The 25,120-nt window shown below is 34.7% G+C and carries 23 protein-coding genes; 18 read left to right on the forward strand and 5 right to left on the reverse strand.

What is annotated here, in order from left to right:
* The first annotated feature begins 10 nt into the window (after positions 1–10).
* From MJQ71_RS18655 to MJQ71_RS18710, 12 genes are all read left to right on the forward strand, one after another.
* A complete protein-coding gene (locus MJQ71_RS18655; protein WP_238808450.1) occupies positions 11–1,015 on the forward strand; it encodes a Gfo/Idh/MocA family oxidoreductase in 1,005 nt (334 codons plus the stop codon).
* A 173-nt stretch (positions 1,016–1,188) separates the two neighbouring features.
* Positions 1,189–2,235, forward strand: coding sequence for an acetate and sugar kinases/Hsc70/actin family protein (locus tag MJQ71_RS18660; protein ID WP_238808451.1), 1,047 nt, complete (start codon positions 1,189–1,191; stop codon positions 2,233–2,235).
* Positions 2,236–2,390: 155 nt separating this feature from the next.
* Positions 2,391–2,966 (forward strand): RNA polymerase sigma factor, encoded by a 576-nt coding sequence (locus MJQ71_RS18665; RefSeq protein WP_238808452.1) that lies wholly within the window; start codon positions 2,391–2,393, stop codon positions 2,964–2,966.
* A 4-nt stretch (positions 2,967–2,970) separates the two neighbouring features.
* Positions 2,971–3,276, forward strand: coding sequence for a hypothetical protein (locus MJQ71_RS18670; RefSeq protein ID WP_238808453.1), 306 nt, complete (start codon positions 2,971–2,973; stop codon positions 3,274–3,276).
* Between the two features lie 4 nt (positions 3,277–3,280).
* Positions 3,281–3,805, forward strand: a complete 525-nt coding sequence (locus MJQ71_RS18675; RefSeq protein ID WP_238808454.1) for a Spy/CpxP family protein refolding chaperone — start codon at positions 3,281–3,283, stop codon at positions 3,803–3,805.
* Between the two features lie 148 nt (positions 3,806–3,953).
* Positions 3,954–4,733, forward strand: a complete 780-nt coding sequence (locus MJQ71_RS18680; RefSeq protein WP_238808455.1) for a YHYH protein — start codon at positions 3,954–3,956, stop codon at positions 4,731–4,733.
* A complete protein-coding gene (locus tag MJQ71_RS18685) occupies positions 4,705–5,286 on the forward strand; it encodes a toxin-antitoxin system YwqK family antitoxin (RefSeq protein WP_238808456.1) in 582 nt (193 codons plus the stop codon). Before MJQ71_RS18680 ends, MJQ71_RS18685 begins: the two co-directional genes overlap by 29 nt.
* Positions 5,283–5,945, forward strand: a complete 663-nt coding sequence (locus MJQ71_RS18690) for an SCO family protein (RefSeq protein ID WP_238808457.1) — start codon at positions 5,283–5,285, stop codon at positions 5,943–5,945. The genes MJQ71_RS18685 and MJQ71_RS18690 overlap by 4 nt, the downstream gene beginning before the upstream one ends.
* 62 nt (positions 5,946–6,007) lie before the next feature.
* On the forward strand, positions 6,008–9,217 hold the full coding sequence (locus tag MJQ71_RS18695; RefSeq protein WP_238808458.1) for a S41 family peptidase: 3,210 nt from the start codon (positions 6,008–6,010) through the stop codon (positions 9,215–9,217).
* Positions 9,218–9,683: 466 nt separating this feature from the next.
* The gene (gene nhaD, locus MJQ71_RS18700) at positions 9,684–10,946 is read left to right on the forward strand and encodes a sodium:proton antiporter NhaD (RefSeq protein ID WP_238808459.1); all 1,263 of its coding nucleotides are present in this window, start codon (positions 9,684–9,686) and stop codon (positions 10,944–10,946) included.
* Between the two features lie 156 nt (positions 10,947–11,102).
* Positions 11,103–11,801 carry a LolA-like protein gene (locus MJQ71_RS18705; RefSeq protein ID WP_238808460.1) on the forward strand — a complete coding sequence of 233 codons (699 nt, stop codon included), beginning with the start codon at positions 11,103–11,105 and terminating at the stop codon, positions 11,799–11,801.
* Between the two features lie 123 nt (positions 11,802–11,924).
* A complete protein-coding gene (locus MJQ71_RS18710) occupies positions 11,925–12,740 on the forward strand; it encodes an FAD:protein FMN transferase (protein ID WP_238808461.1) in 816 nt (271 codons plus the stop codon).
* Here MJQ71_RS18710 and MJQ71_RS18715 read toward each other — a convergent pair.
* Genes MJQ71_RS18715 through MJQ71_RS18725 form a run of 3 tightly spaced genes read right to left on the reverse strand, consistent with a single transcriptional unit; the run spans position 12,737 to position 15,580 of the window.
* Positions 12,737–14,251 carry a hypothetical protein gene (locus tag MJQ71_RS18715; RefSeq protein WP_238808462.1) on the reverse strand — a complete coding sequence of 505 codons (1,515 nt, stop codon included), beginning with the start codon at positions 14,249–14,251 and terminating at the stop codon, positions 12,737–12,739. The genes MJQ71_RS18710 and MJQ71_RS18715 overlap by 4 nt on opposite strands.
* Positions 14,252–14,266: 15 nt before the next feature.
* Positions 14,267–14,770: a metallophosphoesterase family protein gene (locus MJQ71_RS18720; protein ID WP_238808463.1), complete on the reverse strand. Its 504-nt coding sequence runs from the start codon at positions 14,768–14,770 to the stop codon at positions 14,267–14,269.
* Positions 14,771–14,776: 6 nt separating this feature from the next.
* The gene (locus tag MJQ71_RS18725; protein ID WP_238808464.1) at positions 14,777–15,580 is read right to left on the reverse strand and encodes a glycosyltransferase family 2 protein; all 804 of its coding nucleotides are present in this window, start codon (positions 15,578–15,580) and stop codon (positions 14,777–14,779) included.
* 71 nt (positions 15,581–15,651) lie between these two features.
* Here MJQ71_RS18725 and MJQ71_RS18730 point away from each other — a divergent pair, with 71 nt between their 5' ends.
* The 6 genes from MJQ71_RS18730 to MJQ71_RS18755 all read left to right on the forward strand — a co-directional run bounded on the left by MJQ71_RS18730 (position 15,652) and on the right by MJQ71_RS18755 (position 22,095).
* The gene (locus MJQ71_RS18730; protein WP_238808465.1) at positions 15,652–16,437 is read left to right on the forward strand and encodes a TatD family hydrolase; all 786 of its coding nucleotides are present in this window, start codon (positions 15,652–15,654) and stop codon (positions 16,435–16,437) included.
* 27 nt (positions 16,438–16,464) lie between these two features.
* Positions 16,465–17,331, forward strand: a complete 867-nt coding sequence (locus MJQ71_RS18735; protein WP_238808466.1) for a DMT family transporter — start codon at positions 16,465–16,467, stop codon at positions 17,329–17,331.
* An 84-nt stretch (positions 17,332–17,415) separates the two neighbouring features.
* On the forward strand, positions 17,416–18,765 hold the full coding sequence (locus MJQ71_RS18740) for a monooxygenase (protein WP_238808467.1): 1,350 nt from the start codon (positions 17,416–17,418) through the stop codon (positions 18,763–18,765).
* Positions 18,766–18,809: 44 nt separating this feature from the next.
* Complete coding sequence (locus MJQ71_RS18745) at positions 18,810–19,199, forward strand: DUF7793 family protein (RefSeq protein WP_238808468.1); 390 nt, start codon at positions 18,810–18,812, stop codon at positions 19,197–19,199.
* Positions 19,200–19,339: 140 nt separating this feature from the next.
* Complete coding sequence (locus MJQ71_RS18750; protein WP_238808469.1) at positions 19,340–20,704, forward strand: CotH kinase family protein; 1,365 nt, start codon at positions 19,340–19,342, stop codon at positions 20,702–20,704.
* A gap of 107 nt (positions 20,705–20,811) precedes the next feature.
* Positions 20,812–22,095: a Gfo/Idh/MocA family protein gene (locus MJQ71_RS18755; RefSeq protein WP_238808470.1), complete on the forward strand. Its 1,284-nt coding sequence runs from the start codon at positions 20,812–20,814 to the stop codon at positions 22,093–22,095.
* A 122-nt stretch (positions 22,096–22,217) separates the two neighbouring features.
* Here the strand turns inward: MJQ71_RS18755 and MJQ71_RS18760 are convergent, their stop codons facing one another.
* Together MJQ71_RS18760 and MJQ71_RS18765 are read right to left on the reverse strand one after the other, a co-directional pair.
* Positions 22,218–23,522: a HupE/UreJ family protein gene (locus MJQ71_RS18760; protein ID WP_238808471.1), complete on the reverse strand. Its 1,305-nt coding sequence runs from the start codon at positions 23,520–23,522 to the stop codon at positions 22,218–22,220.
* Positions 23,523–23,654: 132 nt separating this feature from the next.
* Positions 23,655–25,046, reverse strand: coding sequence for a DUF3500 domain-containing protein (locus tag MJQ71_RS18765; RefSeq protein WP_238808472.1), 1,392 nt, complete (start codon positions 25,044–25,046; stop codon positions 23,655–23,657).
* Positions 25,047–25,120: the final 74 nt, after the last annotated feature.

A 25,120-nucleotide genomic window follows, 5' to 3' on the forward strand; every position in this document is an offset into this window, starting at 1 on the left:
TTTAAACAACATGCTCAACGTCGCTATTATCGGTTTTGGACTTTCAGGAAGATATTTACAAGCTCCTTTTTTTCTTGCTAATCCCAATTTCAACCTTAAAACCATTGTTTCTGCCTCACAAAATCCGCAAGAAATTTATCCGAGTGTTCAAGTCGCTCGTAGCATTGATGAGATTTTGGCCAATGATGAAATTGATTTGGTTAGTATTGCTTCGCCAAATGGCACGCACTACGATTTCGCTCGTCGCTGTCTTTTAGCAGGAAAACATGTTTTGGTCGAAAAACCTTTTACTTCAACCGTTGCCGAAGCCGAAGAAGTTATTCAACTCGCAAAAACACAAGGAAAAGTACTTTCTGTTTTCCAAAATCGTAGATTTGATAGCGATTTTATGACCGTCAAAAAAGTAGTCGAAAACAAACTTTTAGGTGATTTACTAAGTTTTGAAATTCATTTTGACCGACATAAACCGATTTTAAATCCCAAAAAATGGAAAGAAGAAACTGGCCCAGGAAGTGGTATTATTTATGATTTAGGCTCTCACATCATTGACCAAACACTCGTTCTTTTCGGTAGTCCAAAAGCGGTTGCTGGCGAAACATTTATCCAAAGAGAAGGTTCAACTATTGATGATGCGTTTAATATTCGTCTGGATTATGGCAAACTAAAAGTTGTCTTGAAATCTAGTCTTTTAGTACGTGAAGAAGGCCCAAGATATATTTTACACGGCACAAAAGGGTCATTTGTGAAATATGGCTTGGATGTTCAAGAAGACCACTTAAAAGCTGGCTTAATGCCACGAATGACAGGATTTGGAATAGAATCAGTCGAAAAATGGGGCATTTTGAATACTGAGATTAATGGTCAACATTTCAGAGGTCACCTCGAAACTGAAGTTGGTAACTGGGATTTATTATTCCAAAATCTATTTGAAGCAATTACCGAAGGAAAAGAATTATTGGTAAAACCTGAACAAATTGTTGAACAAATAAAGATTATTGAAGAAGTAAAGAAATGATTTTTTAAAACATTTCGCTCAATTATTTATATTTATTCTGTGGTTCATCAATATTTTACAAGGAATCATCAAGCCCTGTAACCACTCATTCAAAAAAATAATTGAGCAGATGAAACTAATTATCTATTTTTGCTTCAACAGTATCATAATTTACCAAATAAACCTTTAAAAAAATGACAAAATTAACCCCCTTTGCGAGATTTCTCATCATGCTTGCCATTCTCGGAGCAATCTTTTTTGGTGGAAAGTATGTCCTTGAAAATACATCTTGGGGCAAAGATATGCTCAGTAAAAGTGCTACAAAAGTCGATTCTGATACAAAAGCACCCGAAAATGGCCCCGCAAATGATGTTGCTTCCAATGAAAGTTCGAGTTCTTCATCATCTTCCGACACTGAGGCGACTGCCATTGGTAATTCTTCGTTCAGTTACGTTGCTCCTGAGCCAATCAATGGCAAATTAAAAGGTGTTGTAGAATTAGGAGCAAGTGGTTTTAATTCGTTCATTGTTAGAATTGATAAAAGCAAAAACTGGAAACTAGAAAAAGCTGATTTTGGCAATAGCTTAGTTACAGAAAATATGGCAACTGACGAAGATATTCGTGCTGGATTAAAGCAATATATCGGTAAAATGCTTGATTTTGGGGTAAGTGGAAAAGATATTCACTTCGTAGTAAGTTCGGGTGCTGTAAAAGCCGAAGTAACTCAAAAAATCATCAAAAATTTGAAAGCACTCAATTATTTTGTCAACACAGTTTCGGCAGAGCAAGAAGGAGCTTTAGCATTGAAATGTGTACTTCCGAAAGATTTTGAAGATGAGGCTTTCGTAGCGGATATTGGTTCAGGAAATACCAAAATTTCTTGGTTAAATGGTGGCGGAGTTTCGGCAGTTGAAACTTATGGAGCAAAATATTTCCAAAATGGTGATGATGATGGAAAAGTTTATGATGAAGTAAAAGCAAAATGTAGCGGAATTCCGAGTATGAAACGCAAAACTTGCTTCATAATCGGTGGAGCTCCTTTTTCGATGGCAAAACAAGTGCGTGAAGGCAAAGAGCGTTATACAATCTTGAAAGCCCCAAAAGATTATAAAATGGATGATGCTAAAGGAAAAGCAGGAGTAAATATTTATAAAGCAATTAAAGATGCAACGGGCTGCGAACAATTTGTTTTCGACTGGGACGCAAACTTTACAATTGGTTTTTTATTGAATTTGCCTTAAAAACTAGCAATCAGTAAGACATATTTTAAAGCCTTTCAGAATTTCAAGTTTTGAAAGGCTTTTTTATTTTTACTTTTTTTCAAAAAAACACAAATTACCCGCAAGTTTTCTTTAGATTAAGCATCTAATTATTTGTAAACCAAAAACTTTGTTGTTTGGACGAAAAACAGCTTATCACCGACCTACAAAATGGCTCTGAAAACGCCTTTCGTTGCCTTGTTGAATTATTTCAAAACAAGGTTTACAATACGGTTTTGTCAATTGTGCAACATTCGGAAGAAGCTGAAGATATTTCGCAGGAAGTATTTATTGAAGTTTACGAATCAGTAAAAAAATTTAGAGGCGATTCAAAATTATCTACATGGATTTACCGAATTTCAACTACCAAAGCACTTGAAGCTCATCGAAAAAGAAAGGCTTCAAAACGCTTTGCGTTTTTGACAAGTTTATTTGGTGAAAATGATGAAATTATTCATCATCCCACCACATTTGAGCATCCTGGCATTTTATTAGAAAACAAAGAACGAGCAAAATTATTATTCAAACATATTGACCAATTGCCTGATAATCAAAAGATTGCCTTTACGCTTTGTAACATAGAAGGTTTAAGTTACCAAGAAATTACCGAAATCATGCAGCTTTCACTTTCATCGGTAGAATCATTGCTTTTTCGGGCAAAAACAAATTTAAGAAAATCATTGAAAGACTTTTACATGAATCAAGATTTATAAAAACATGGAAAATTCGGATAAAATAACACAAGAAATCAATCAAACGCTGGCTTCAATTGAGAGCATCGAACGAGCTAGCCCTCGAGCATTTTTTTATACTCGACTTGAGGCAAAAATGCAAGAAAAATATAATCCTTTGCCCAAAATTATGCTACGTCCAGCATTTATTTGGTCATTTTTGGCATTAATTGTCGTGCTAAATATCAGTGTTATCGTGCGTTATTCTCAAAAAACAAAGATTTCAAATGAGCAAAATGCCCGTTCATTTGCCAAAGAATATGGACTTGATGGTTTTGAAATAAATTTATAAAGCAATGAAAGAGAACAATAAATACCGATTCATTTGGGCAGCAATTGGTTTACTTTTGGTACTCAATATTGGTTTACTGGCTTGGATTATGTTTTTTTCTGCCAATGGTTTTTTCCCTCCGAAAAGACTTTTTTTGGAAAATGAATTAAAATTTGACCAAAAACAATCCGATGCGTATAGAATACTGCGTCAGCAACACGCTGCTCAAGTTAGAGCATTGAGAGAAACCGTAAAATCAATGAAAACTGAGTTTTACGAAGAGCTTTCTCAAGAAAATATCTCAGATTCAACAATTAAGTCCAAGGCTATAAATATTGAAACTAAAATGGCCGAAGTAGATTTGATTACTTTTAAACATTTTCAGCAAGTTCGGCGAATGTGTACGCCTCAACAACAAAAGCGTTTTGACGAATTAATCATGGATTTAATTCGTACAATTGACCGCCCTAGTGGTGGCCCACCGCCAAGAAATGCCAGACCTCCATTCGATGGTCCTCGACCTAGCAATATGCCACCACCTAACGAATGATAAAAATAATTTTATTGCAACCGCAAGTTTTTTTCTAAGATTACATCTAACCCCTTATTAACTGAAAACCAAGAGATATTCTATGAATTGATTTTTACAAGTAAAACTTTTTCACCTTTTCAATGAACACTTTTAAATATCAATTCTTATGAAAAAATTAGGCAAAACTACAAGTGTTGTCGCCCTTTTGCTAACAATAGTTTTTATAGCTTGTACTAAAAACGAAACAACACCAGCCGACGATTCGACAATAACTAATACCTCAAATGTATCCACATCTCTCGAAATTTTCAAGAAAATTTATGGGGCATCCGAGGTTTATATTGAGGGCAATTACGCTATTATTAAAACAAACGGCTTGCCTGACCACAAAACACCTTATTACAAAGATACGCAGTGGGCAGGTACGCAATATGAGGCTTATAACGGTACAAACAATAAATTTGCCTTGAATCCAAATCGAATTTCTTCACAAAGTTTGGTTTTCAAAATTCCAATTAACCCAGTAAAAGCTAGTAAATCAAGTGCTACTCCACTCGGTCCAATTGGTGTTTCGTTGAATGGCGTGCCTTTTTTTAATCAATATGCCGCCATGAACGCTCCTTTAACCAATGAAGTAAATGGTTTCGATCAATATAATGGACATCCGCAGCAGCAAGGGCAATATCACTACCATATTGAACCAACTTACCTAACCACTAAAAAAGGCAAAGATGCCCTACTTGGCTTTTTGCTAGATGGATTTCCTGTCTATGGCCCGCTTGAAAAAGGTAAGTCCGTGACGAATAGCGATTTAGATGGCTATCATGGACATTCGCATGCAACTACTGAATATCCCGACGGTATTTATCACTATCACATTACAGACGCAGACCCTTATATCAATGGAAATGGCTTCTATGGCACGACTGGTACTGTTTCTAAGTAGTATTTTATGGTTTTTTGCTACTTATCAGCCAAAAAACACCCAAATTCCTGCTAGAAAAGTATTAGAAAATGATGCAAATTTCTCGCACAATCAAGGTATTTTACTTTTCCAAAATCAGCCTTTTTCTGGTTTCCAATATGCTACTTTTTCCAATGGAAGCACCGCTAAAATAGCTTCTTTTTTGAATGGTAAAGCTGAAGGATGGTCCAAAGTTTGGTACGAAAATAAAACTTTATCAGAAGAACGTTATTTTGAAAAAGGCAAAAAAGAAGGCGTTCATAAAGCTTGGTGGCCAAATGGAAAGCCTAGATTTTTATATTATTTCAAAAATGACGAACACGATGGCTTACAGCAAGATTGGTTTCCGAACGGAAAACTTGCCGAAGTTTTTAATTATAAAAACGGTCACGAAGAAGGGTATCAACAAATGTGGTTTGATGACGGTTCTTTAAAAGCTAATTATATAATAAAAAATGGTCGAAGATTCGGACTTCCTGGAGTAAAAAACTGCGTTTCAGTTGTTGAAAATAACACCTTTCGAGCAAAAAAATGATTAAATCCAATTCAAAAAAAATATTTTTCAGCTTTATCTTATTCGGTTTTTTAATACTTTTTGAAGCATGTAAAACTGAAAAAAAAGAAGATTTACCTTACTATAATTCAGCTGACTTTACGCCAAATTGGTACGAAAAGGAGCAACTAGACACTTTGAAATTACATAAAATTGCTCCTTTCAAATTGATTGACCAAGACGGCATCGAAATTTCAAACGAAACAGTAAAAGGTAAAATTTATGTGGCAAATTTCTTTTTTACGATTTGTCCGAGTATTTGTCCAACCATGACTCAACATTTGGCTATGGTTCAAAAAGCATACAAGAATGACGCCGAAATTATGCTTCTTTCTCATTCAGTAATGCCTGCAACAGATAGCGTGGCTCAATTAAAAAAGTACGCCAATCATTGGAAAATTGATTCTCAAAAATGGCATTTGCTCACAGGAAATAAAGAGCAGATTTATAAGTTGGCTCGTCAAGCATATTTTGCCGAAAAAGAGATTGGTTTACAAAAAGAAAAAAATGAATTTCTTCATACTGAAAATGCTTTCTTGATTGACAAACAAGGCTACATTCGCGGGGTTTATAACGCTACATTACCGCTTGATGTCGAAAACTTGGTAAAAGACATTGAGGTCTTAAAATCTTTTCAGTAAAAATCATAACTTTGTTAGTTATAAATAAAGCCTTTTTGAGCTTATCAACAAACTAACAATGTATGAAAAAAATAGTTTTAATTGGAGCAATTATCTTGTGTTCAAGCTTTTTTTTGCAAGCACAAAATACACTTTTACTACGACAACCCGCCATTAACCAAAACGGCTCGGTGGTTGCATTTTCTTTTCAAGGCGATATTTGGACAGTACCCAGTTCGGGTGGAAAAGCGGTCCGTTTGACCATTCATGAAGCCTATGAAAGTAATCCAATATTTAGTCCTGATGGTTCTCAAATTGCATTCTCAGGAGCAAGATTCGGTAATAACGATATTTTTGTGATGTCAACCGAAGGCGGAATGCCTAAACGATTGACTTTTCATTCGGGAGCGGATAATATTGCAAGTTGGACACAAACCGATAAGATTTTGTTTTCTACTAACAGAGAATTTAAGCAAATCGAACGTCCAAGCGAAGTTTATTCGATAAGTCCAAATGGTGGTACTGAATCAAGGTTTTTAGATGCAGTAGGCCACGACCCAATTCTTTCTCCAAATGGGCGTTTCTTAGCTTTCGTTCGGGGCGATATTAATCCAGTTGCTCGCCAAGATTACAAAGGAAGCTCCGACCGTGATTTATGGATTTATGACACAAAAAATAAAACGTACCAACAACTTCCGAGTTTTGAAACCAATGATATTTTACCACAATGGGGTGGAAATAATATGCTTTATTTTTTAAGCAGTATTGAGGGAGCATATAATATTTATCGGTTAAAAATTGATGAAAATGGAAAATCTACTGAGAAACCAGAAAAATTAACCAATTTCAAAGATGAGTCAATTCGAGCATTCAATGTTTCGGCAGATGGTTCTTCAATTGTTTTCGAGAAAGATATGAATCTTTATACGCTGAAAACTTCAGGTGGTTCTGCTCAAAAATTGACCATTCAAATCAATGCTGATGACCGCCTTGATGCAACCGAACAAAAAACATTAACTACAGGTGCAAACGAATATGCAGTTTCGCCAAATGGCAAATTTTTAGCTTACTCTATTCGTGGTGAAATATTCATAAAAGAAGCTGATAAAGAAAAATATCGAAGCATTAATGTATCGGAGCATCCATTTAGAGATGTTGAGCCAACTTGGTTGAACGATTCAACGCTACTTTTTAGTAGCGACCGAGCTAATGGGAATTTTGATATTTTTATGGTTCGTTCGGCCGACACTACGCAACGGAATATTTTCAAAACTCTAAAACATGAACTTTTACAAATTACAAACACTGCGGGTGATGAAACAGATTTGACGGTTTCATCTGACGGTAAAAAAATTGCTTATGTGCGTGGTCGTGGAACTTTTGTAGTAGCTGACATCGGTGCTGATGGAAAATTATCGAACGAAAAAATATTAAGCGATACTTGGACGTCTCCTAGCGGTATTGCATGGAGCCCTGATAATAAATGGTTAGCTTATGCTATTAGCGATTTATATTTTAATCAGGAAGTTTTCATTCAAGCAGCCGATAATTCTAGCAAAGCTGTCAATGTAACCATGCACCCACGCACTGATAGTCGCCCATTTTGGAGTGCTGATGGTTCAAAATTAGGCTTTATTTCTGGTCGAAATGCAAGTCGAAGTAATGATGTTTGGTTTGTTTGGCTAAAAAAAGAAGATTGGGAAAAAGAAACCCAAGATTGGCAAGAAAGAGAAGTACCCGCAACCGATAACGCTCCTGCAAAAGGTGATAAAAAAACAAGCAAACCAATAAAAATTGATTTTGATAAAATACATGAACGAATTGTACAAGTAACCAATTTCCCTGGCGATGAAAGTGACCTCGTTATTTCAAAAGATGGCGAAACCTTTTATTATACAACTACAAGCAGCAACGCTAAAGGAAGAGATTTGTATAGTATAAAATGGGATGGAAAAGATTTGAAAGAAATCACCAAAGGCGGCACAAATTTAAGTAGTGTCCAAATGGATAAAGATGGTAAATATTTATATTATGCCAAACAAGGCTCTTTAGGTCGAATTGACTTAAAAACCAGTAATTCTGAAAACTTACCATTCATTTCTAAAATAAAAATTGATTATAATGGCGAGCGAACACAAGTTTTTGAAGAAGCATGGCGTACAATTCGTGATGGTTTTTATGACCCAAAATTTCATGGAAATGATTGGGTAAAACTACACGACAAATACAAAGAACGCTGCATCAATGCAAGTACGAGCAATGATTTTAGAGACATGTTTAACCTCCTTTTGGGTGAACTCAACTCTAGCCACATGGGTTTAACCGTTACTGAGCGTGCTGATACCCAGAAAGAAGCAACGGGTTTATTAGGGGCAGAGTTAATACCTACGAATAGTGGCGTAAAAGTTAATCATATTGTGCCTGAAACTCCTGCCGATAAAGAAAAAAGTAAACTCAACGAAGGTGATATTATTACAGCTGTAAACGGTGAAAGTGTCAATGACACCGAAAATTTTTATCAATTACTTAATGGTTTGGTCAACGAAAAAGTTTTATTAACTGTAAAAAGTACTGATGGAAAAATCAGAGAAACTGCCATTCGCCTAACTGCAAGTATTGCTACAAATTTGTATGATGAATGGGTTGAAAATCGTAAAAAATTAGTTGAAAAATATTCAAATGGACGTTTGGGTTATATCCATATTAAAGGAATGGATTTCCCAAGTTTTGAAGTGGTTGAAAGAGAATTTACTGCTGCAGGATATGGAAAAGAAGGCTTAATTATTGACGTTCGTTACAACGGCGGCGGCTCAACGACCGACTATTTAATGACAATTTTGAACTATAAACAACACGCTTACACTATTCCGAGAGGAGCTAGCAACGATTTAGAAAAGGATAAATTGAAGTTTAAAGAATATTATCCAATTGGCGAGCGATTAGTTTATGCTGCTTGGACAAAACCATCTATTGCACTTTGTAACGAAGGCAGTTATTCCAATGCCGAAATTTTCTCGCATGCTTACAAAACTTTAGGAATTGGCAAATTAGTGGGCGTTCCAACCAATGGTTCGGTTATTTCAACAGGAGGAAAAAGTTTAATGGATGGTTCTTTTGTCAGATTACCTAGCCGAGGTTGGTTTACCAAAGCAACTGATAAAAACCAAGAACTTGGCCCTGCAATTCCTGATATTATTGTTGAAAATCAACCTGATTGGATTGCAAAAGGAATTGACCAACAACTTAAAACCGCTGTTGAAGAACTACTAAAAGAAATAAATAATAAGAAATAAATCGTTTCAAAGTCCTCTCAAAAATGAGAGGACTTTTTTCATAATCTTCAGAAAGTGGTTATTTAACAAATACTTTTTAAATAGTTTGTTCTTGCTACGAAAGTTGTCTTTAATCATTTTCACCTATTTTTTGTATCTATTCGTGTAGCTTTTTGGGTTAGTAAATTACTCAAAATTGATAACTACAACTTTTGCTGCAACCAACTATTATTCGGGTTTTACCTATACAATTAATAAAAAAATTTACCATTTTATACTGTCCAAAGTAATCTAAATTAAGAACATTTGAAAGGAAGTTGAAAAGCATTATTTAATTAACAAAATCACAAAAAGGCATCAATAAGTTAAGCTTTTTTCTTGAGTAAAAACATTATTATAAAGTGTTTTTTGTAATATTGTCCTGCAAATAGCCAAAATATATTTCATTCTATGATTCGCCTTTCCGAATCTTTTATCTCTTTTTCACATGCTGATTACACTCATTTTCATCCTTGGCTATGCCGCCATTGCATTTGAACATCCAATCAAAATTAACAAAACGGCTTCTGCCCTACTCGTGGGTACGCTTTGTTGGACAATTTATGCTTTCCAAAATCATGAATCTGCCAATATTCACGACCAACTCTCACATCATTTATCAGCAATTGCAGAGATTCTTTTTTTCCTTTTTGGTGCAATGACCATCGTTGAGCTGATTGATGCTCATCAAGGTTTTAAAATAATAACTGACCAAATTTCGAGCAAAAATACTGTTATTTTACTTTGGACTATTGGGTTAATAGCTTTTTTCCTTTCTGCTGTTCTTGATAACCTGACGGCTTCTATCGTAATGGTTTCATTATTGCGAAAAATCATTTCTGACAGTAATCAACGTAAGTTTTTTGCAGGAATCGTAATTATTGCAGCAAATTCTGGTGGTGCGTGGTCGCCAATTGGAGATGTAACAACCACAATGCTTTGGATTGGTGGACAAATTTCTGCCATCAATATAATGACAAGATTATTTATTCCTAGTTTGGTTTCTCTAGTTGTTCCGCTCATTTATTTAAGTTTCAAAATGAAAGGGCAAACCGTTAATAATCAGCCAGTTGAAGACGAAAACTTCCTCGAAACAACTGCAAAAGAACGCAATATTATGTTTTTTGTTGGTCTTGGAACATTGCTATTTGTACCAATTTTCAAAACGCTTACACATTTGCCACCTTATATGGGAATGATGTTTGGGCTTGGATTGGTTTGGGTTGTTGGTGAAATTCTCCATAGCAAAAAAGATGAAGATGAACGAAAACCTTTTACAGCTTCCTACGCATTAAGCCGTATTGATTCGAGTAGTATTTTGTTTTTTTTAGGAATATTATTAGCCATAGGTTGTTTAGAATCAACTGGATTACTGCAAGATTTAGCTAAAACCATGAATGAAAGCATTGGAAATCAAGATATCATCATTCTGTTGATTGGTTTAGCTTCTTCAATAGTCGATAATGTGCCGTTAGTGGCAGCCGCAATGGGAATGTATGACCTAACTTCTTTCCCTGCTGACCATAAAATTTGGGAATTTTTAGCTTATTGTGCTGGAACGGGCGGTAGTATCTTAATCATTGGCTCAGCGGCAGGAGTTGCAGTAATGGGCATGGAAAAAATAGACTTTTTGTGGTATTTAAAACGCATATCTTTACTTGCATTATTAGGTTATTTTGCTGGAGCTGGAATGTATTTATTAGCTTTTTAAAAAAAATGTGTTTTGAAACGTTGAACCATAAAACCAAATTGCATAATTACACCCTTCCAAAACATAAAAACACCAATTATCACAATTTTATTTGGAATATATTCGGGGGTTTTACACCTTTGTCGCAGTTTTAAAATCTAAATTATTAAAAACACAATGAAAAAAATTAGTTTTGTACTATCAGCACTATTAATAAGCACTTTAACCTTCGCACAAACAGCAGAAGAAGTGGTAGCAAACTATGTGAAAGCAGTTGGCGGAAAAGATGCCATTGCACAAATCAAAGACTTGACCATGAACATGACTGGCGAAGTACAAGGACAATCATTAGAAATTTTATATCAGAAAAAACCTGCTAATAAATTTATTCAAACCGTAAGCATTGCCGGAATGGGCGAAGTTTCAAAAACAGTTTGCGATGGAACTAAAGCACAAGTTGGAGGAATGCAAGGTTCACAAGATATAACTGATGCTGAAAAAGTAAAAGCTATTTCAATGCAAGGGTTAATTGTTCCAGAAGCAAGTTATGGCGAAATGGGTGCAAAACTTACTTACATCGGCAAAGAAAAAGTTGGTGAAGTAGAAGCTCACAAAATTGAAGTAACTGTTGGCGAAACAAAAATGCTCGAATTTTATGATGTAGCAACTGGTCTTAAAATTCGTCAAATAATTTCTGCTGAAACGCCAATGGGCAAGCAAGATGTAACTTCAGATTTCTCTGATTATAAAGATGTAAGTGGCGTTAAGATCGCTCATAAAATCAGTCAAGATTTAGGTATGATGCAATTGGCTTTAACAGCAACAAAAATTCAAGCGAATACAAACTTAGCTGATGCTTTATTTACAATTAACTAAGTAATGGCTTATATTTTTAATCACTTCAAAAGGAGTAATAGCATTTTATGGCTATTACTCCTTTTGTGTTTTTCAACTTCTGCACAAAAACGCTTTGAATTTTCTCACCCTCAAATGGGAACAATGTTTAGAATAATTCTTTACGCCCATGATTCAAGCACAGCCATAAACGCTTCACAAAAAGCTTTTATCAAACTCGATGAATTAAATCTCGCTCTAAGCGATTATCGTGAAGATAGCGAAATCAATCGTTTATGTCAGAAATCTGGAACGGGCGAATTTATCAAAGTAAGTAACGATTTGTGGCAAATTTTAAAAGAATCAGTTAAAGCTGAAAAATTATCTAAAGGATATTTTGATATAACAATTGGCCCGATGACACAACTTTGGCGACGAATGAAACGCCAAAAGCAATTACCAAGTCAGCATCAAATTGATGAAGCACGTGCTAAAATTGGCATCAAGAATATTATATTTAACAGTAAAAATCAATCAATTCAATTGACAAAAAAAGGAATGAGAATTGATTTTGGTGGAATTGGAAAAGGTTTCGCTGAAGATGAAATGATGAAAATTTTGGAACAAAATGGCGTAAAATCAGCAATGATTGAAGCTGGAGGAAATATCTTGATTTCAGATTCGCCAACCGACACTCCAAAAGGTTGGGAAATAATCATTAAAAAACAGAAATTTTATCTAAAAAATTGTGGTGTATCAACTTCAGGTGATGCCTTTCAATTCGTTGAAATTGATGGCAATAAATATGCACACATTCTCGACCCAAAAACAGGTCTTGGTTTTAGTCAACCACATCAAATTAGCGTAATTGCTACTAATGGAACTACTTCAGATTGGCTTTCTACGGCTTTGTATTTAATGAATAAAAAAGAAGGAGAAAAACTAGCTAAACAACTTAGAATCAAGGTTTTAGTTGATTAATTTTTATTTTCTTCCTTAAAATTATAAGTGAGTTTAGTAATATAAAAAACATCGTTATTCAAAATTTCATTATTCTTTCTCACACTCTGATACCCATAAGCCAAGAAACTATGGCCATACCAGGCAGCTAAATTTGTTCGTTCCGTATCGACTATTTTTTCAGTTTCAGAATTTGTTTTGAGGTCGAAATTCTCTAGGTTTTTCACTTTTTCATTACCTTTTATCACAACAGTTCGGATTAAACTTTCATCAGGATACGCCAAAATTTGATAATCATCTTGTAGTGTAATTTGTACTTTGGCGTTCAATTCGCTGCTTTCGATGTCTTTTAAAGACACACTATTATCCCAAATAAGTTTAGCATTTTTATCAAACCCACAAATGATAGCGTGTGAATAGCGGAAATTATTATAAACATCATTTCCGATTCGATAATTACGCCAATTGTTCCAACCTGTACTACTTGGTGTGGTTTTATATTCGGGATAAAAAACTTCTGCAACCATCACCCAACCATCATTTGTTTGAATAATATCATGTAAAAGTAACCGATAACGTAATTTTATATCTTTGCCTTTCTGCTTTTTTTGCTTGATTCTAAGTTTAATCTTCTCTTCACGCTTTGGATTCATAAAACTGAAGAAATGATTCAAATCAGCAAAATTGATATATTGAATATTAGAGTCATCATTCAAATGTTTTAAGTAAAAGCCCAATGCAAACAACGAACAACCTTCAGCATAATTTCCCATCAAAATCGGATGCTGGTCTTCGGTATCTTTATCAAGATTCAATATTTCACCCGAAATTGGCGTAAGCTGCTTATCACCCAATGCTAAAGCACTAATTGCTTTTCCTTCATAAGAATACTTTTTCAAAATAAACTGACAATTACGGTCGTTTTTCAACATTAAATACAAGAAATTACCCTTTTCGTCAACATCTAACTCATTGATAACTAAGTTATTACTATGAACTTCTGGCAAAACTTTTGATGTTTTATCGAAAAAGCTAAACATCACCACCACGGGTCTATCATTAAATTTTCCGCCAATAAAAGCCTTACTTTGTAAAACAACAAAATGTTCAATTTCCATGTTGGTAAGCAAATTTCCTTCTACATAAGTCTTGTCACCAGTTTCTAAATCAATACGTAAAACACCAATGTCAATTTTATCCGATTTTCTGAATAAAACGTAGAAAAAATGCTCGTTTTTAAATGTTTTGAGTAAATCCAATTCTGGTTCGGGAACAAAAGAATTTCTCCAAATTTGGGTCAAAGTACTATCATATTTATAAAAATCAATTATGAATTTTCTACGAAATGGTTCTATTTTTGATTGCATTAACAACACACCATTTTCTTGCATTGGAATCAACAAATTTTCCTCATCAATATCGGTACGTCGTTCAAATTCAATTCGCTTGCCTTGCGTCAATTGAGCTGAAACTGAGAAAGACAGCAATAAAAAAAACAGAATAAATAGTTTATTTGAATAGCTTTTCATCATATTTGTTCAAAATAATCACTTCCCACGAAGACCTAACTCAACAATTTCCAAGTTAGCCATTTTTCGATTATCAAGTGTAAATCTAAGCAAAGTTTTCATTTTATGAAAACCTTCTTTCCCAGCCGCACCAGGATTTAAAAAAATCATATTATTGAGTTTTTCATCTCGCATTGCCTTTAAAATATGTGAATGTCCACAGACAAAAATATCGGGTATTTGTTCTTTCAATTTCTTTTTTACTACAGGATTATAATTAGGCGGAGTTCCTCCAATATGTGTCATCCAAACATCAAATCCTTCAATGGTAAAATATTGATTTTCAGGCACTTCCCACTGAATTTCTTTTGCATCAATATTCCCAAAAACAAACCTTGTTGGCTTAAAATCTTGCAGTTTATCAATTATTTCAACTGAACCAATATCTCCCGCATGCCAAATTTCGTCGCAATCTTTAAAATGCTCAAACACCGTTGAATCAAGGAATCCATGTGTATCTGATATCAGTCCAATTTTGGTCATTGATTATTAATTTACGTTTAATTCCTTTAACTTCAAATACTTCATAGTAGCATAAACTGCTTGGGAAAATGCCCAAACAAAGCCACGATATCCGTTCAAAAAATTAAGTCTAACAAGGTATTCTGTCAAAAAAGTTATAGGAAATTTCGTGATGATTTTCAACAAAGACGCTTTCTTTCCTCGTTTGTACAATTCACTCGCTCCTCTGGTTGAATAATTGTTCATTTTCTGAAAAACCTCTGCTAAATTGGCATAACTATAATGCAAAACATGGTTTTTCAGTACTGCAATTTTACCGTTTAAAACCACGTCTTCATGTACTTCACGGTCGTTATAATTACCAAATTTCTTATTAAAAAGGCGTAAATGAGGCATTTTATATTCTCGTCCATATCGCATAATTCCACCCAAAAAAACCAATGTGTTTGGAATCATATAACCCTGATAATCAGCACTTTGTAATACAATATCAATTTCATCTTTCAATTCTTTTGTCACTACTTCGTCTGCATCAACAATAAATATCCAATCGTTTTTTGCTTGTTCAACAGCAAAATATTTTTGAGTACCAAAACCATCAAATTTGCGGTACATGGTTTTGCATCCAAACTCATTAGCTACATTAATTGTTTCATCGGTACTACCGCTATCTACAATCAAAATTTCATCAGCCCACCCAACAATGGCTGCCAAAACTGCTCTAATTGTTCGATTATTATTGAGTGTGATAATTACAACAGAAACTTTCATTTTAACTGGTTTTATTGTCAAAGTTAAGGTTTTTGATTTTTTCAATCGTATTTTTGCCATAATTATTTAATTAAAAAAAACAGAATCTAGATTGGCTTTCTTGAAGTCCATTTGAAAAAATTATATTAAAAATGATAGAAACCCACGCACATATTTATGATGAGCAATTTAACGAAGACCGTGACTCGATGCTCGAAAGAGCTTTTGGGGCTGAGGTAAAACAAATTTGGATGCCTAATTGCGACCACGAAACCATTGAAGGGATGTTGACGTTGGAGAACCAATATCCCAATATTTGTCATGCAATGATGGGCGTGCATCCATGTTATGTAAAAGAAAATTTTGAAGATGAATTAGCGATAGTTGAGCAATGGCTTGAAAAAAGGAAATTTATCATGATTGGTGAAATCGGCATTGATTTCTATTGGGATTTAACGTTTGTAGCTCAACAAGAAGAGGTTTTTTTGCGACAATTAGCGTTAGCCAAAAAGTATAATTTGCCAATTTGTATCCATTCTCGCAATTCAAAAAATAACGAACACAATGCCATTCTTCGTTGTATTGAACTTATAAAAGCATTTGGTTGGAGCGAATTAAGAGGTATTTTTCACTGTTTTTCAGGAAATTTGGAGGAAGCCCAACAAATAATTTCAATCAATTTTTTATTGGGTATTGGCGGTGTTGCAACCTTCAAAAATGGAGGAATGGACAATATTTTACCTTTCATTGATTTGAAAAACATTGTTCTTGAAACCGATTCTCCTTACCTTGCTCCTGTGCCTCATCGAGGTAAACGAAATGAGGTTTTGTATATTGAATTAGTAGCCAAACGAATTGCCGAAATCAAACAAATTCAGTTGAGTGACGTAATAAAACAAACCACTCAGAATGCAATTGACTTAATCACAAATAATTGATTATCAGGTATTTAAATAAATAATAAATTGAACTTAAAAACCATCTTTCTCGGAATAATATTTGCCGCACTTTGGGCTTCAGCTTCGGCAGCAGCAAAAATTGGACTACGTTCGGTTGAACCTTTGGTACTTTTCCAAGTTAGATTTTTGGTAGCAGGCATTGGTATGCTCGTTTATTCTTATTTTATTCAAAAAGACAGGCTTCCGAAAGGAAAAGAATGGAAAGAATTGGCCATTTTTGGCTTACTGAATGTAACGCTTTATTTGAGTTTTTTTGTGTTAGGCGTAAAAGAAGTTGCTGCAGGAATTGGTAGTCTTTCGACGGCAACTAATCCGTTGTTTATCAGTGTATTATCTGCTTTTTGGTTAGGGCGAAATATAAAATTTTCAGAGTGGTTTGCTGTACTTTTAGGGATGATTGGTGTTGGCATTGCTTGTTTTCCATTGATTCAAAACAGTTATGCAACGCCTGTTGGGCTACTTTACATGTTTTTATGTATGCTTTCCTATTCTGTTGGAACGATTTATTATTCTAACATCGACTGGAAACTTACTCGAACGGCTATTAACGGTTGGCAAGTTTTTTTAGGTGGAATTTTGATGCTTCCTCTTACTTTTTTGATGCACAATTCACCCAATAATTATGATTTAACTTTCTTACTATCAGAAATTTGGTTGATTGTTCCTGTGTCAATAATCGCAGTGAATCTTTGGTTATATTTGTTAAAAGTAGATGCTGTAAAAGCTTCTTTTTTCCTTTTTCTTTGTCCAATATTTGGGTTTACTTATTCCTATTTTTTACTCAACGAACCTATTACTTATCATACTTTTTTGGGGACAGCATTGGTAATTGTTGGACTTTACGTTGGACAACGTGAAAAATTGAGCAAGTAGTTAAACCAATTGATTAGGTTTTAGTCAAAATCAATATTTTCTCAGTATTTTCGTTTAAACTTTCAAACGATTTTAAGGACATTTATGAAATATTCGCTATTGGCTTCGCTTTCGACAGCTCTAATTTTGACTTCAATTTTGATAAATTCTTGCACAAAACAAGAACAAATCTCGGCGAATTCAGCAAGTTTCGATTTGTTACAAGAAAAAATTCTTACCAAAAGTTGTGCAATAACAGGCTGCCACGCTTCTGAGTCTGACGGAACTTATCCGCAACATGGTTTGGTTTTGGCAAAAGGAAAGGCCTACAAAAATTTGTTTGAAATCGACCCAAAACATATTGGAGCAAAACAAGACGGTTTGAAACGAGTAAAAGCGTTTAAATCACTCGAAAGTTTGTTATATCACAAGCTATTTTATGATGTAAATCATCACGGTGGCAAAAGCTACGGTGCGATTATGCCTTTGGGAGGCGACTTACTTTCGGTTGGACAAATAGAATTTATTAGACGTTGGATTGAGGCGGGAGCTCCCGAAAAAGGAAGTGTTGCAGATGCTTCATTGCTGAATGACACAACGCCTAGCACTGAAACATTTGTGGGTTTACCTGCCCCTGCTATCGGAACTGGTTATCAAATGACTTTGGATAAATTTGATGTAACACCTAATTTTGAACGTGAATTTTTTGTCAGAAAACCGCTCGGCAATACCGAAACGGTTTATGTCAATCGCGTACAAATTAGTATGCGTCCAGGAAGTCATCATTTTATTCTTTATGGATTTAGAAATAATTTGAACCTTGCCCCCATCAATCAAGTACGTGATTTGAGAAATAGCGATGGCACTTATAACCTAGTAACATTTACCCAAATGGGTAATCATATTTTCAATTTTGGAGGAAGCGAAGTAAATTCAGATTATACTTTTCCTACAGGAACAGCCGTTGAAGTGCCTGCCAATGCAACATTTGATATGAACTCGCACTATTACAACAAAGGCACTAAACCCATTCCAGGCGAAGTTGATATTAATCTTTTTACAACAAAAAAAGAGAATGTCAAAAATGTTTTGAAAGTTATTGATTTTGGCAATCAAAACTTAAATATTCCAGCCAAACAACGTGTTGTAATTTCAAAAGATTTTACTTTCGATACCAATGTGAAAATTGTAATGCTATTTTCGCACACACATAAATTTGGAGAAAAATTTGAAATTTTGATTAAAGGTGGTGCAAGAAACGGCGAAATCGTATATACTTCTACGAACTGGGAACATCCCGAAAAAATTGATTATTTACCTAATATATCTCTTAAAAAAGGCGAAGGTTTAACTTCAAGAATTACATACAATAATACTTCTGACAAAAACATCAAATTTGGTCTTACAACTGAAGACGAAATGGGAATTATTTTTGGTTATTATCATGAAGAATAGCTTGCTGACAAGTATTATAATTGCAACATTTTGGCAGAATTCCCATGTTAAAAAACGACAATTTTGAATTAATTAAAGGCGAAATTGCCGATTATTATTTGGATAATGACGGCATCCTTTTTTCATTTTCTAAAAACCCAAAAAGGACTGTTAAAAATATTTCTGAAAACATTGCCTTGGTAAAAAAAATAACTAATAATAAAGCTGTTCCGTTACTTATTTACTTATGCGATTCGCCCATTCCTGATAAGCAAACTCGCAAGTTTTCTACAGAACAACTTCCCAACGTTTATAAAGCAATGGCAATGGTTTCAAAACCAGGACTATCGCAATTGATTATGAGTATTTTGTTCAAATTTCAGCAACCGCCCATCCCAATAAAATCATTTACAAATGACAAAAAAGCCAAAGAATGGTTAATGCAATTTTTGTAAATTTTTATTGTTTTTTCGAATCAAAAGAAAATATTTAGCAGATTTAAAAGCGAACCAAATAGTAGATTATTTGCTTCGCTTTTTTTTGTGATTTAGCAATAAATCTAATAAATTACTTCCAAATTGAAAAAGCTATAAAAATGAAATTTATCTTAACTATCAACGCATTACTTGTGTTGTGTTTGCTAACTTGTAATTGTTCGAGTAAGAGCAATTATACACTCAAAACTCCACGAAATAGTCATATTCCGTATATGATTATCAAATCTTCCGACGAAATAGTTGATTCCCCAAAAAGAAAGGCGAGCATGAGCATCGTTTTGAGAGACAGCACTATTTTTAGTTCAAACATCGGAATTGAACTGCGAGGAGCAATTTCTCAAATGTTTTATGATAAAAAATCTTATGGTTTTGAACTCAGAAATGATAAAGATGAATCATTGCCAGCAGCTATTTTAGGGTTACCGAAAAACACTACTTGGATTCTGCACGGCCCTTATGGCGACAAAACATTGCTAAGAAATACGGTTGCTTACAAAATTTCAAATGACATTGGTCGCTATACTGCTCGAACGAAGTTTATAGAATTGGAAATTAACGGCGAATATCTTGGATTTTATGTTTTGATGGAAAAATTGAAACAAGACAATGACCGAATAAATATTGCCAAATTGAGTAAAAACGATACTTCCGCTGAGAAAATTACGGGCGGGTATATCTTGAAAATTGATAAAACTGTCGGCAATGATAACGACGAAACCAATTATACGAGTGAAAATTCTTTTCCATCTCGCTTTGACACCAAAGGTCGGCTCACCAAGCGAACTGTTACACACTTTTTGTATGAATATCCGAAACCTAAGAATATTTCTCCAATTCAAGCAAATTATATTCAAAATTACATAGCATCATTTGAAAATGCTTTAGCCTCCGAAAATTTTAAGGATGAACAAAATGGTTATCAACACTACATTGATGTCGATAGCTTTATTGATTTTTTTATTTTGACCGAACTCATGCAAAACCACGACGGATATCGACTTAGTACTTTTTTACAAAAAGACCGTGGCAAAAAACTCCAAATGGGGCCAATCTGGGATTTTGACATTGCTTTTGGTTCGGATAATGGTTTTTGTGATGGCATGAATCGCCACGCTTGGGTATTTCAATATAATCAATATTGTTCTTCTGATAATTGGTTGGTTCATTTTTGGTGGAAACGTTTGATTTCGGATGATGTATTCAAACGCAAATTAATTTTGCGATGGAAAAAACTTCGAGAGTTACAACTATCTGATAATCAATTAGATAAAACGATTGACAATTTCGTAAAAGAAATTACTGAAAGCGGAATGGTTGCTAGAAATTTTGAAAGATGGGATATACTTGATGAAAGAATTACGCCAAATTCGACAAAAGGTTCACATGAAAAAGAAATTGCACGAATGAAATCTTGGCTAAAAGCACATGCCCAATGGATTGATATAAATATTGAAAAACTGTAAGATGGATAAAAAACTATGTCATACAAATAAGTGTTAAAACTCCATTAAGTATTTTATTTTTTCTAAATTGCTTCACTTATTCAACGCCTAAAACCTCATTCAACCAAATGCAAAATCAATTAAATCGCCGTGATTTTATTCGTCAAAGTAGCTTTGCTGCTCTTGGGCTTGCTTTTACGCCAAATTTCATAAAAAAGGTTGCTCCAAGTGACCGTCTCAGAGTTGCTCATATTGGCATAAATGGTATGGGAACGCAACATTTAAGATGGTTTTCGGCTTTGCCCGAAGTAGAAGTTGTTGGACTTTGCGATTTAGATAAAAATCATTTAGCAAAAGCACAAAAACTACTCACAGAACTAAATCCTGGCACTAAAGCACAAACTTATGACGATTTTAGGTATCTTTTAGAACGTAAAGATATTGACGCCATTACTTGTGCTACGCCTGACCATTGGCATTCGCAAGTTGCCATTATGGCTTTTCAAGCAGGAAAAGATGTGTATGGCGAAAAACCGCTCTCGTACAATGTTCGTGAAGGCCAGCAAATGTTGAAAGCCATGAAAAAACACGACCGTATTTTTCAATTAGGTACGCAAATTCATGCTGGAGAAAATTATCATCGAGTAGCCGAAATTATCCAATCGGGAGCAATCGGAAAAGTAAAAACAGTTAGGTTATGGAAAACAGGTTTTCCGCCAACATTAGGGCCGGCCAATTATCAAACGCCACCCGAAAACCTCAATTGGGATATGTGGTTAGGGCCAGCTCCTTACTCAAAATATACACCTGAGCGTTGTCATTTTAGTTATCGCTATTTTCTCGATTATTCTGGTGGTGTTTTCCAAGATTTTTGGTGCCATATTGCTGATATTGTTTGGTGGTCAATTTCACCCAAAAACCTAACAAAAGTCAAAGCCGTTGGGGAAGCTCCCGAAGGAATTGCTGACGCTCCAAAATGGATTGATATTGAGTATGATTTTGAAGATTTAAAACTTTACTGGACTTCTACGCCACCAAATGTACCTGGTGCAGAAAAACGAGGAATCGGAGCTTATTTTGAAGGAGAAAAAGGCACATTAATTTGTGATTACAGCACTAAAGAGATAACAATTAATGGTGTGACGATGAGTGATATTCCTGAAATTCCAAAAATAATTGAACGCTCGGCTGGACATCAGCAGAATTTTGTGACGGCAGTAAAAAATCGTACGCAACCTCAATCAAATTTAGAATATGCTCGTCAGATGACAATGCCGATGCATTTAGGATTGATTTCGTATCGTTTAGGAAGGGAATTACTTTGGAATGCAAAAAAAGAAAAATTCCGACACGATGCCGATGCAAATGCCTTACTTTCGAGAGAAAATCGCAAAGGTTGGGATTTGGTTTAAACATAATTTTCGCTCAATTAAACGGTTCTTTGTTTTTTCAAGAATCGTTTAATTGAGCGAAATCAAAATATATTTTTACTTTTTAAAAAAAATCTTCTTCACCACCATTCAAGAAATATTCATCAAAAAGATGTTTCTTTTTTTTCCAAGAAATAGCCAATTAAAGACCCAAGTATCAAAACGAAAAGTAGCCAAATGGCATAACTTGCAGTTTTTTCTATCAATTTGGTAATTATATTTTGTTTTTCAAACAATCGTTCAATAATCCAGCCGATTGCTGCAATTCCAGCACAAAAAGCCCCAGCTAGCCTAAATACTGTATAAAAAGAAGTTCGGCTAAGTACAATTAACCATGGAATTACGGCCACAATTACAAGCAATTGCATCAATTCGATACCGATATTAAATCCCAAAATACTTAATGCCATTTTGGTAGTATTGAGATTTAGGTTTTCAAGAGTATTGGCAAAAGCAAGACCGTGAATTAGCCCAAAACCAAGTGCAATATATGTTTCTTTATCGGGGAAAATCGGTTTTATTGCATGAATGGCCGAAACCAAAATAGAGACGCCAATCATAATTTCAACGAGTTTACTTGGCAGAAAAATCCAACCTAAAGTACCAAACAAAAGCATAATTGAATGTCCAATAGTAAAAGCCGTAACAACTTTAAGAATATGAAAAAGACTCTGACGAACAGAGCGATTTGATGCCCATTTATGAAATTTGGAAATTAGTGGAATTGGCAACAATAACACCAAAAGAAACAAAAGGTGGTCAGTTCCTTCTGAAATATGTTTGATTCCAAGTAAAACCATACTTTTGAACCCTCGCCATAAACTACCTTGTTGGAGACTGAGTTGAAAAGGTTTCACGGTTCCACTTGGAATATCTAACGTAATTGCTCCAACTTCTTGAAAATTGCTACTTTCATCAATTATTCCTTGCATAAAATCTTGTTTGATGGCAATCAAAATTTTATGTGTTATAACTTGATGAATAATCACATCATAATCAAAATAAAAATTACGCAGGTCATAAAACTGCGGAGGAGACATTGTAAAAGCTATCACAAGCTCTTTATAATCACCTGTAAGTCGGCTTTTAGTTTCGATAAGTTTCATCGAACCGAGTGATACTTTCCATGGTTTACCATCAAATGTTCGCGGTCGAATATGTTTTAAAAGATAAATTCTTAGAGAATCGCCCAATCTTTCAATCAATCGAGTTGAATTATCATTGACACGCATTCCTATCGCCGATTGTAATTCACCTAACGGAAGCTGAATTTCGCCAGAAATATTTTTTTCGTGGATATTTAGCAAAACCGTTGAATTAGGCATTGGGTGAGCATCAGATTCGATTGCGGCACACAAAAAAGTAATTATTCCAAGAAGAGTAAAAACGTATTTTCTAAAAAATCTCATATCCATTAACAAACAAGGTCTAAAAAAAGAATATAGATTGTATCAATAACATTAAGAAGATATAAATCTTTAATTAAAAAAACCTAAGCTCAATTTTTAGATTTGAGCTTAGGAAATAAACGTTTGGGATTCTTAATTTCCACCATAATCAGCGGTTCTATCTCTCCAAACAGAATGTGGATGATTGGCATTTCTCACTATGATTCCACCTTGCATCGAAAACTCTATCCAAACATTTGGCCCATCAATTAATACATAATCTCCTTTTGAAGTCAAATCTGTTGTTCCCGAATAAGATATGTAAGTATTATCAATGTCAGCTTTATATTTTGCGTAAACTGCGGCAGCAGCCTTATCATCCAAATCGTCTGTATATGTTTTAATTGCAGCTAAAACCAAGTCTTTTTTCGTTGAACTTAAATCGCCAACTTTTACACCTGATTTAGTACTTGGAAATTTACCATCCTGACCAGGCCCTAATATGAGGTCGTTTTGAGTTGAAGAACGTTTTGCTGCAGTAAGTTCTGAAGAACTCAAACCTTTTAGCATGGCAGAAAGTGTGTTTAATTCTTGTACAATAGGCTGATAAGTGACATTTTTCCAAGTATAGCTTGGAAAAGGTTCTGTCGATCGGAAAGATGGAGTTCCTCCAGTCATTTTTCCATCTTTGTAAGTATAAATAATTGTTCCATGATGCCCACCAATTTGCAAACACCATAATCCAGTAGTGCTTGGAGTTCCAATAAACGCAATATAATAATTACCAGAACCGTAATCTGAGCCACCACCAATAGAATTCAGATAGTCATCTGCTGCTAAAATACCTACATATTCTTCATTGCCTTCATTAGCAATGGTACTTGTAGCAGACTTTAAAAGATTGTAGAATGCTGTCCATTGGGCAGTAGAAAATGTACTTGATTGTAACCCTACCCTTCCTCTGTATAATCCTTCGGGTAAATTAGACCATTTTTGTGCGTGAGCTTTATTATAGGTGTCTTGTAATGAAGTTGCTTGGGTCGAGGATAAAGTAGCTTTAAAAGCCTCAGCCATTTTTACAATTGTAGTAATATCTGTTTCCATTGACCAGCCCGTTCCACTTGTTGTTCCACCTGTAGTACTTGCAGTAGAAACAGTCATTGAAAAACTACACGATTGTCCTCCCAATGAAACTGCAAATGTAGCAGTACCACTTGTTGAAGGTGTACCTGTAATTGCAAATGTTACCGAACCAGCCCCCGACACTAATGTACCAGCAGTTAAAGTAGCGGTTAAGCCCGAAACTCCTGTTGAAGCAATACCTGAACCAGCAGCATATGCTGCTCCATTTCCACCTGTATATGGAACTGTTGCTGTACCAGTGAAAGCTGTACTTGCGGTTGGTGTTCCCGAAAAAGTAGCTGATGAGCAATTTAATGCGGTGACTGAAGCAGAGGTAGTTGACGTAACGTCTGTTTTTTCGCAAGCGATGATTAGTAATGTGGCACTAATTCCAAAACTTAGCAATGCATTTTTTAATTTCATAAATGTAGGAGATATTTAATTCTTGATTAATACCGACATAGACGATAGAATCTCAAATTAAGTGGGGTCTAATA

The sequence above is a fragment of the Emticicia aquatica genome, assembly GCF_923079645.1.
Lineage (GTDB): Bacteria > Bacteroidota > Bacteroidia > Cytophagales > Spirosomataceae > Emticicia > Emticicia aquatica.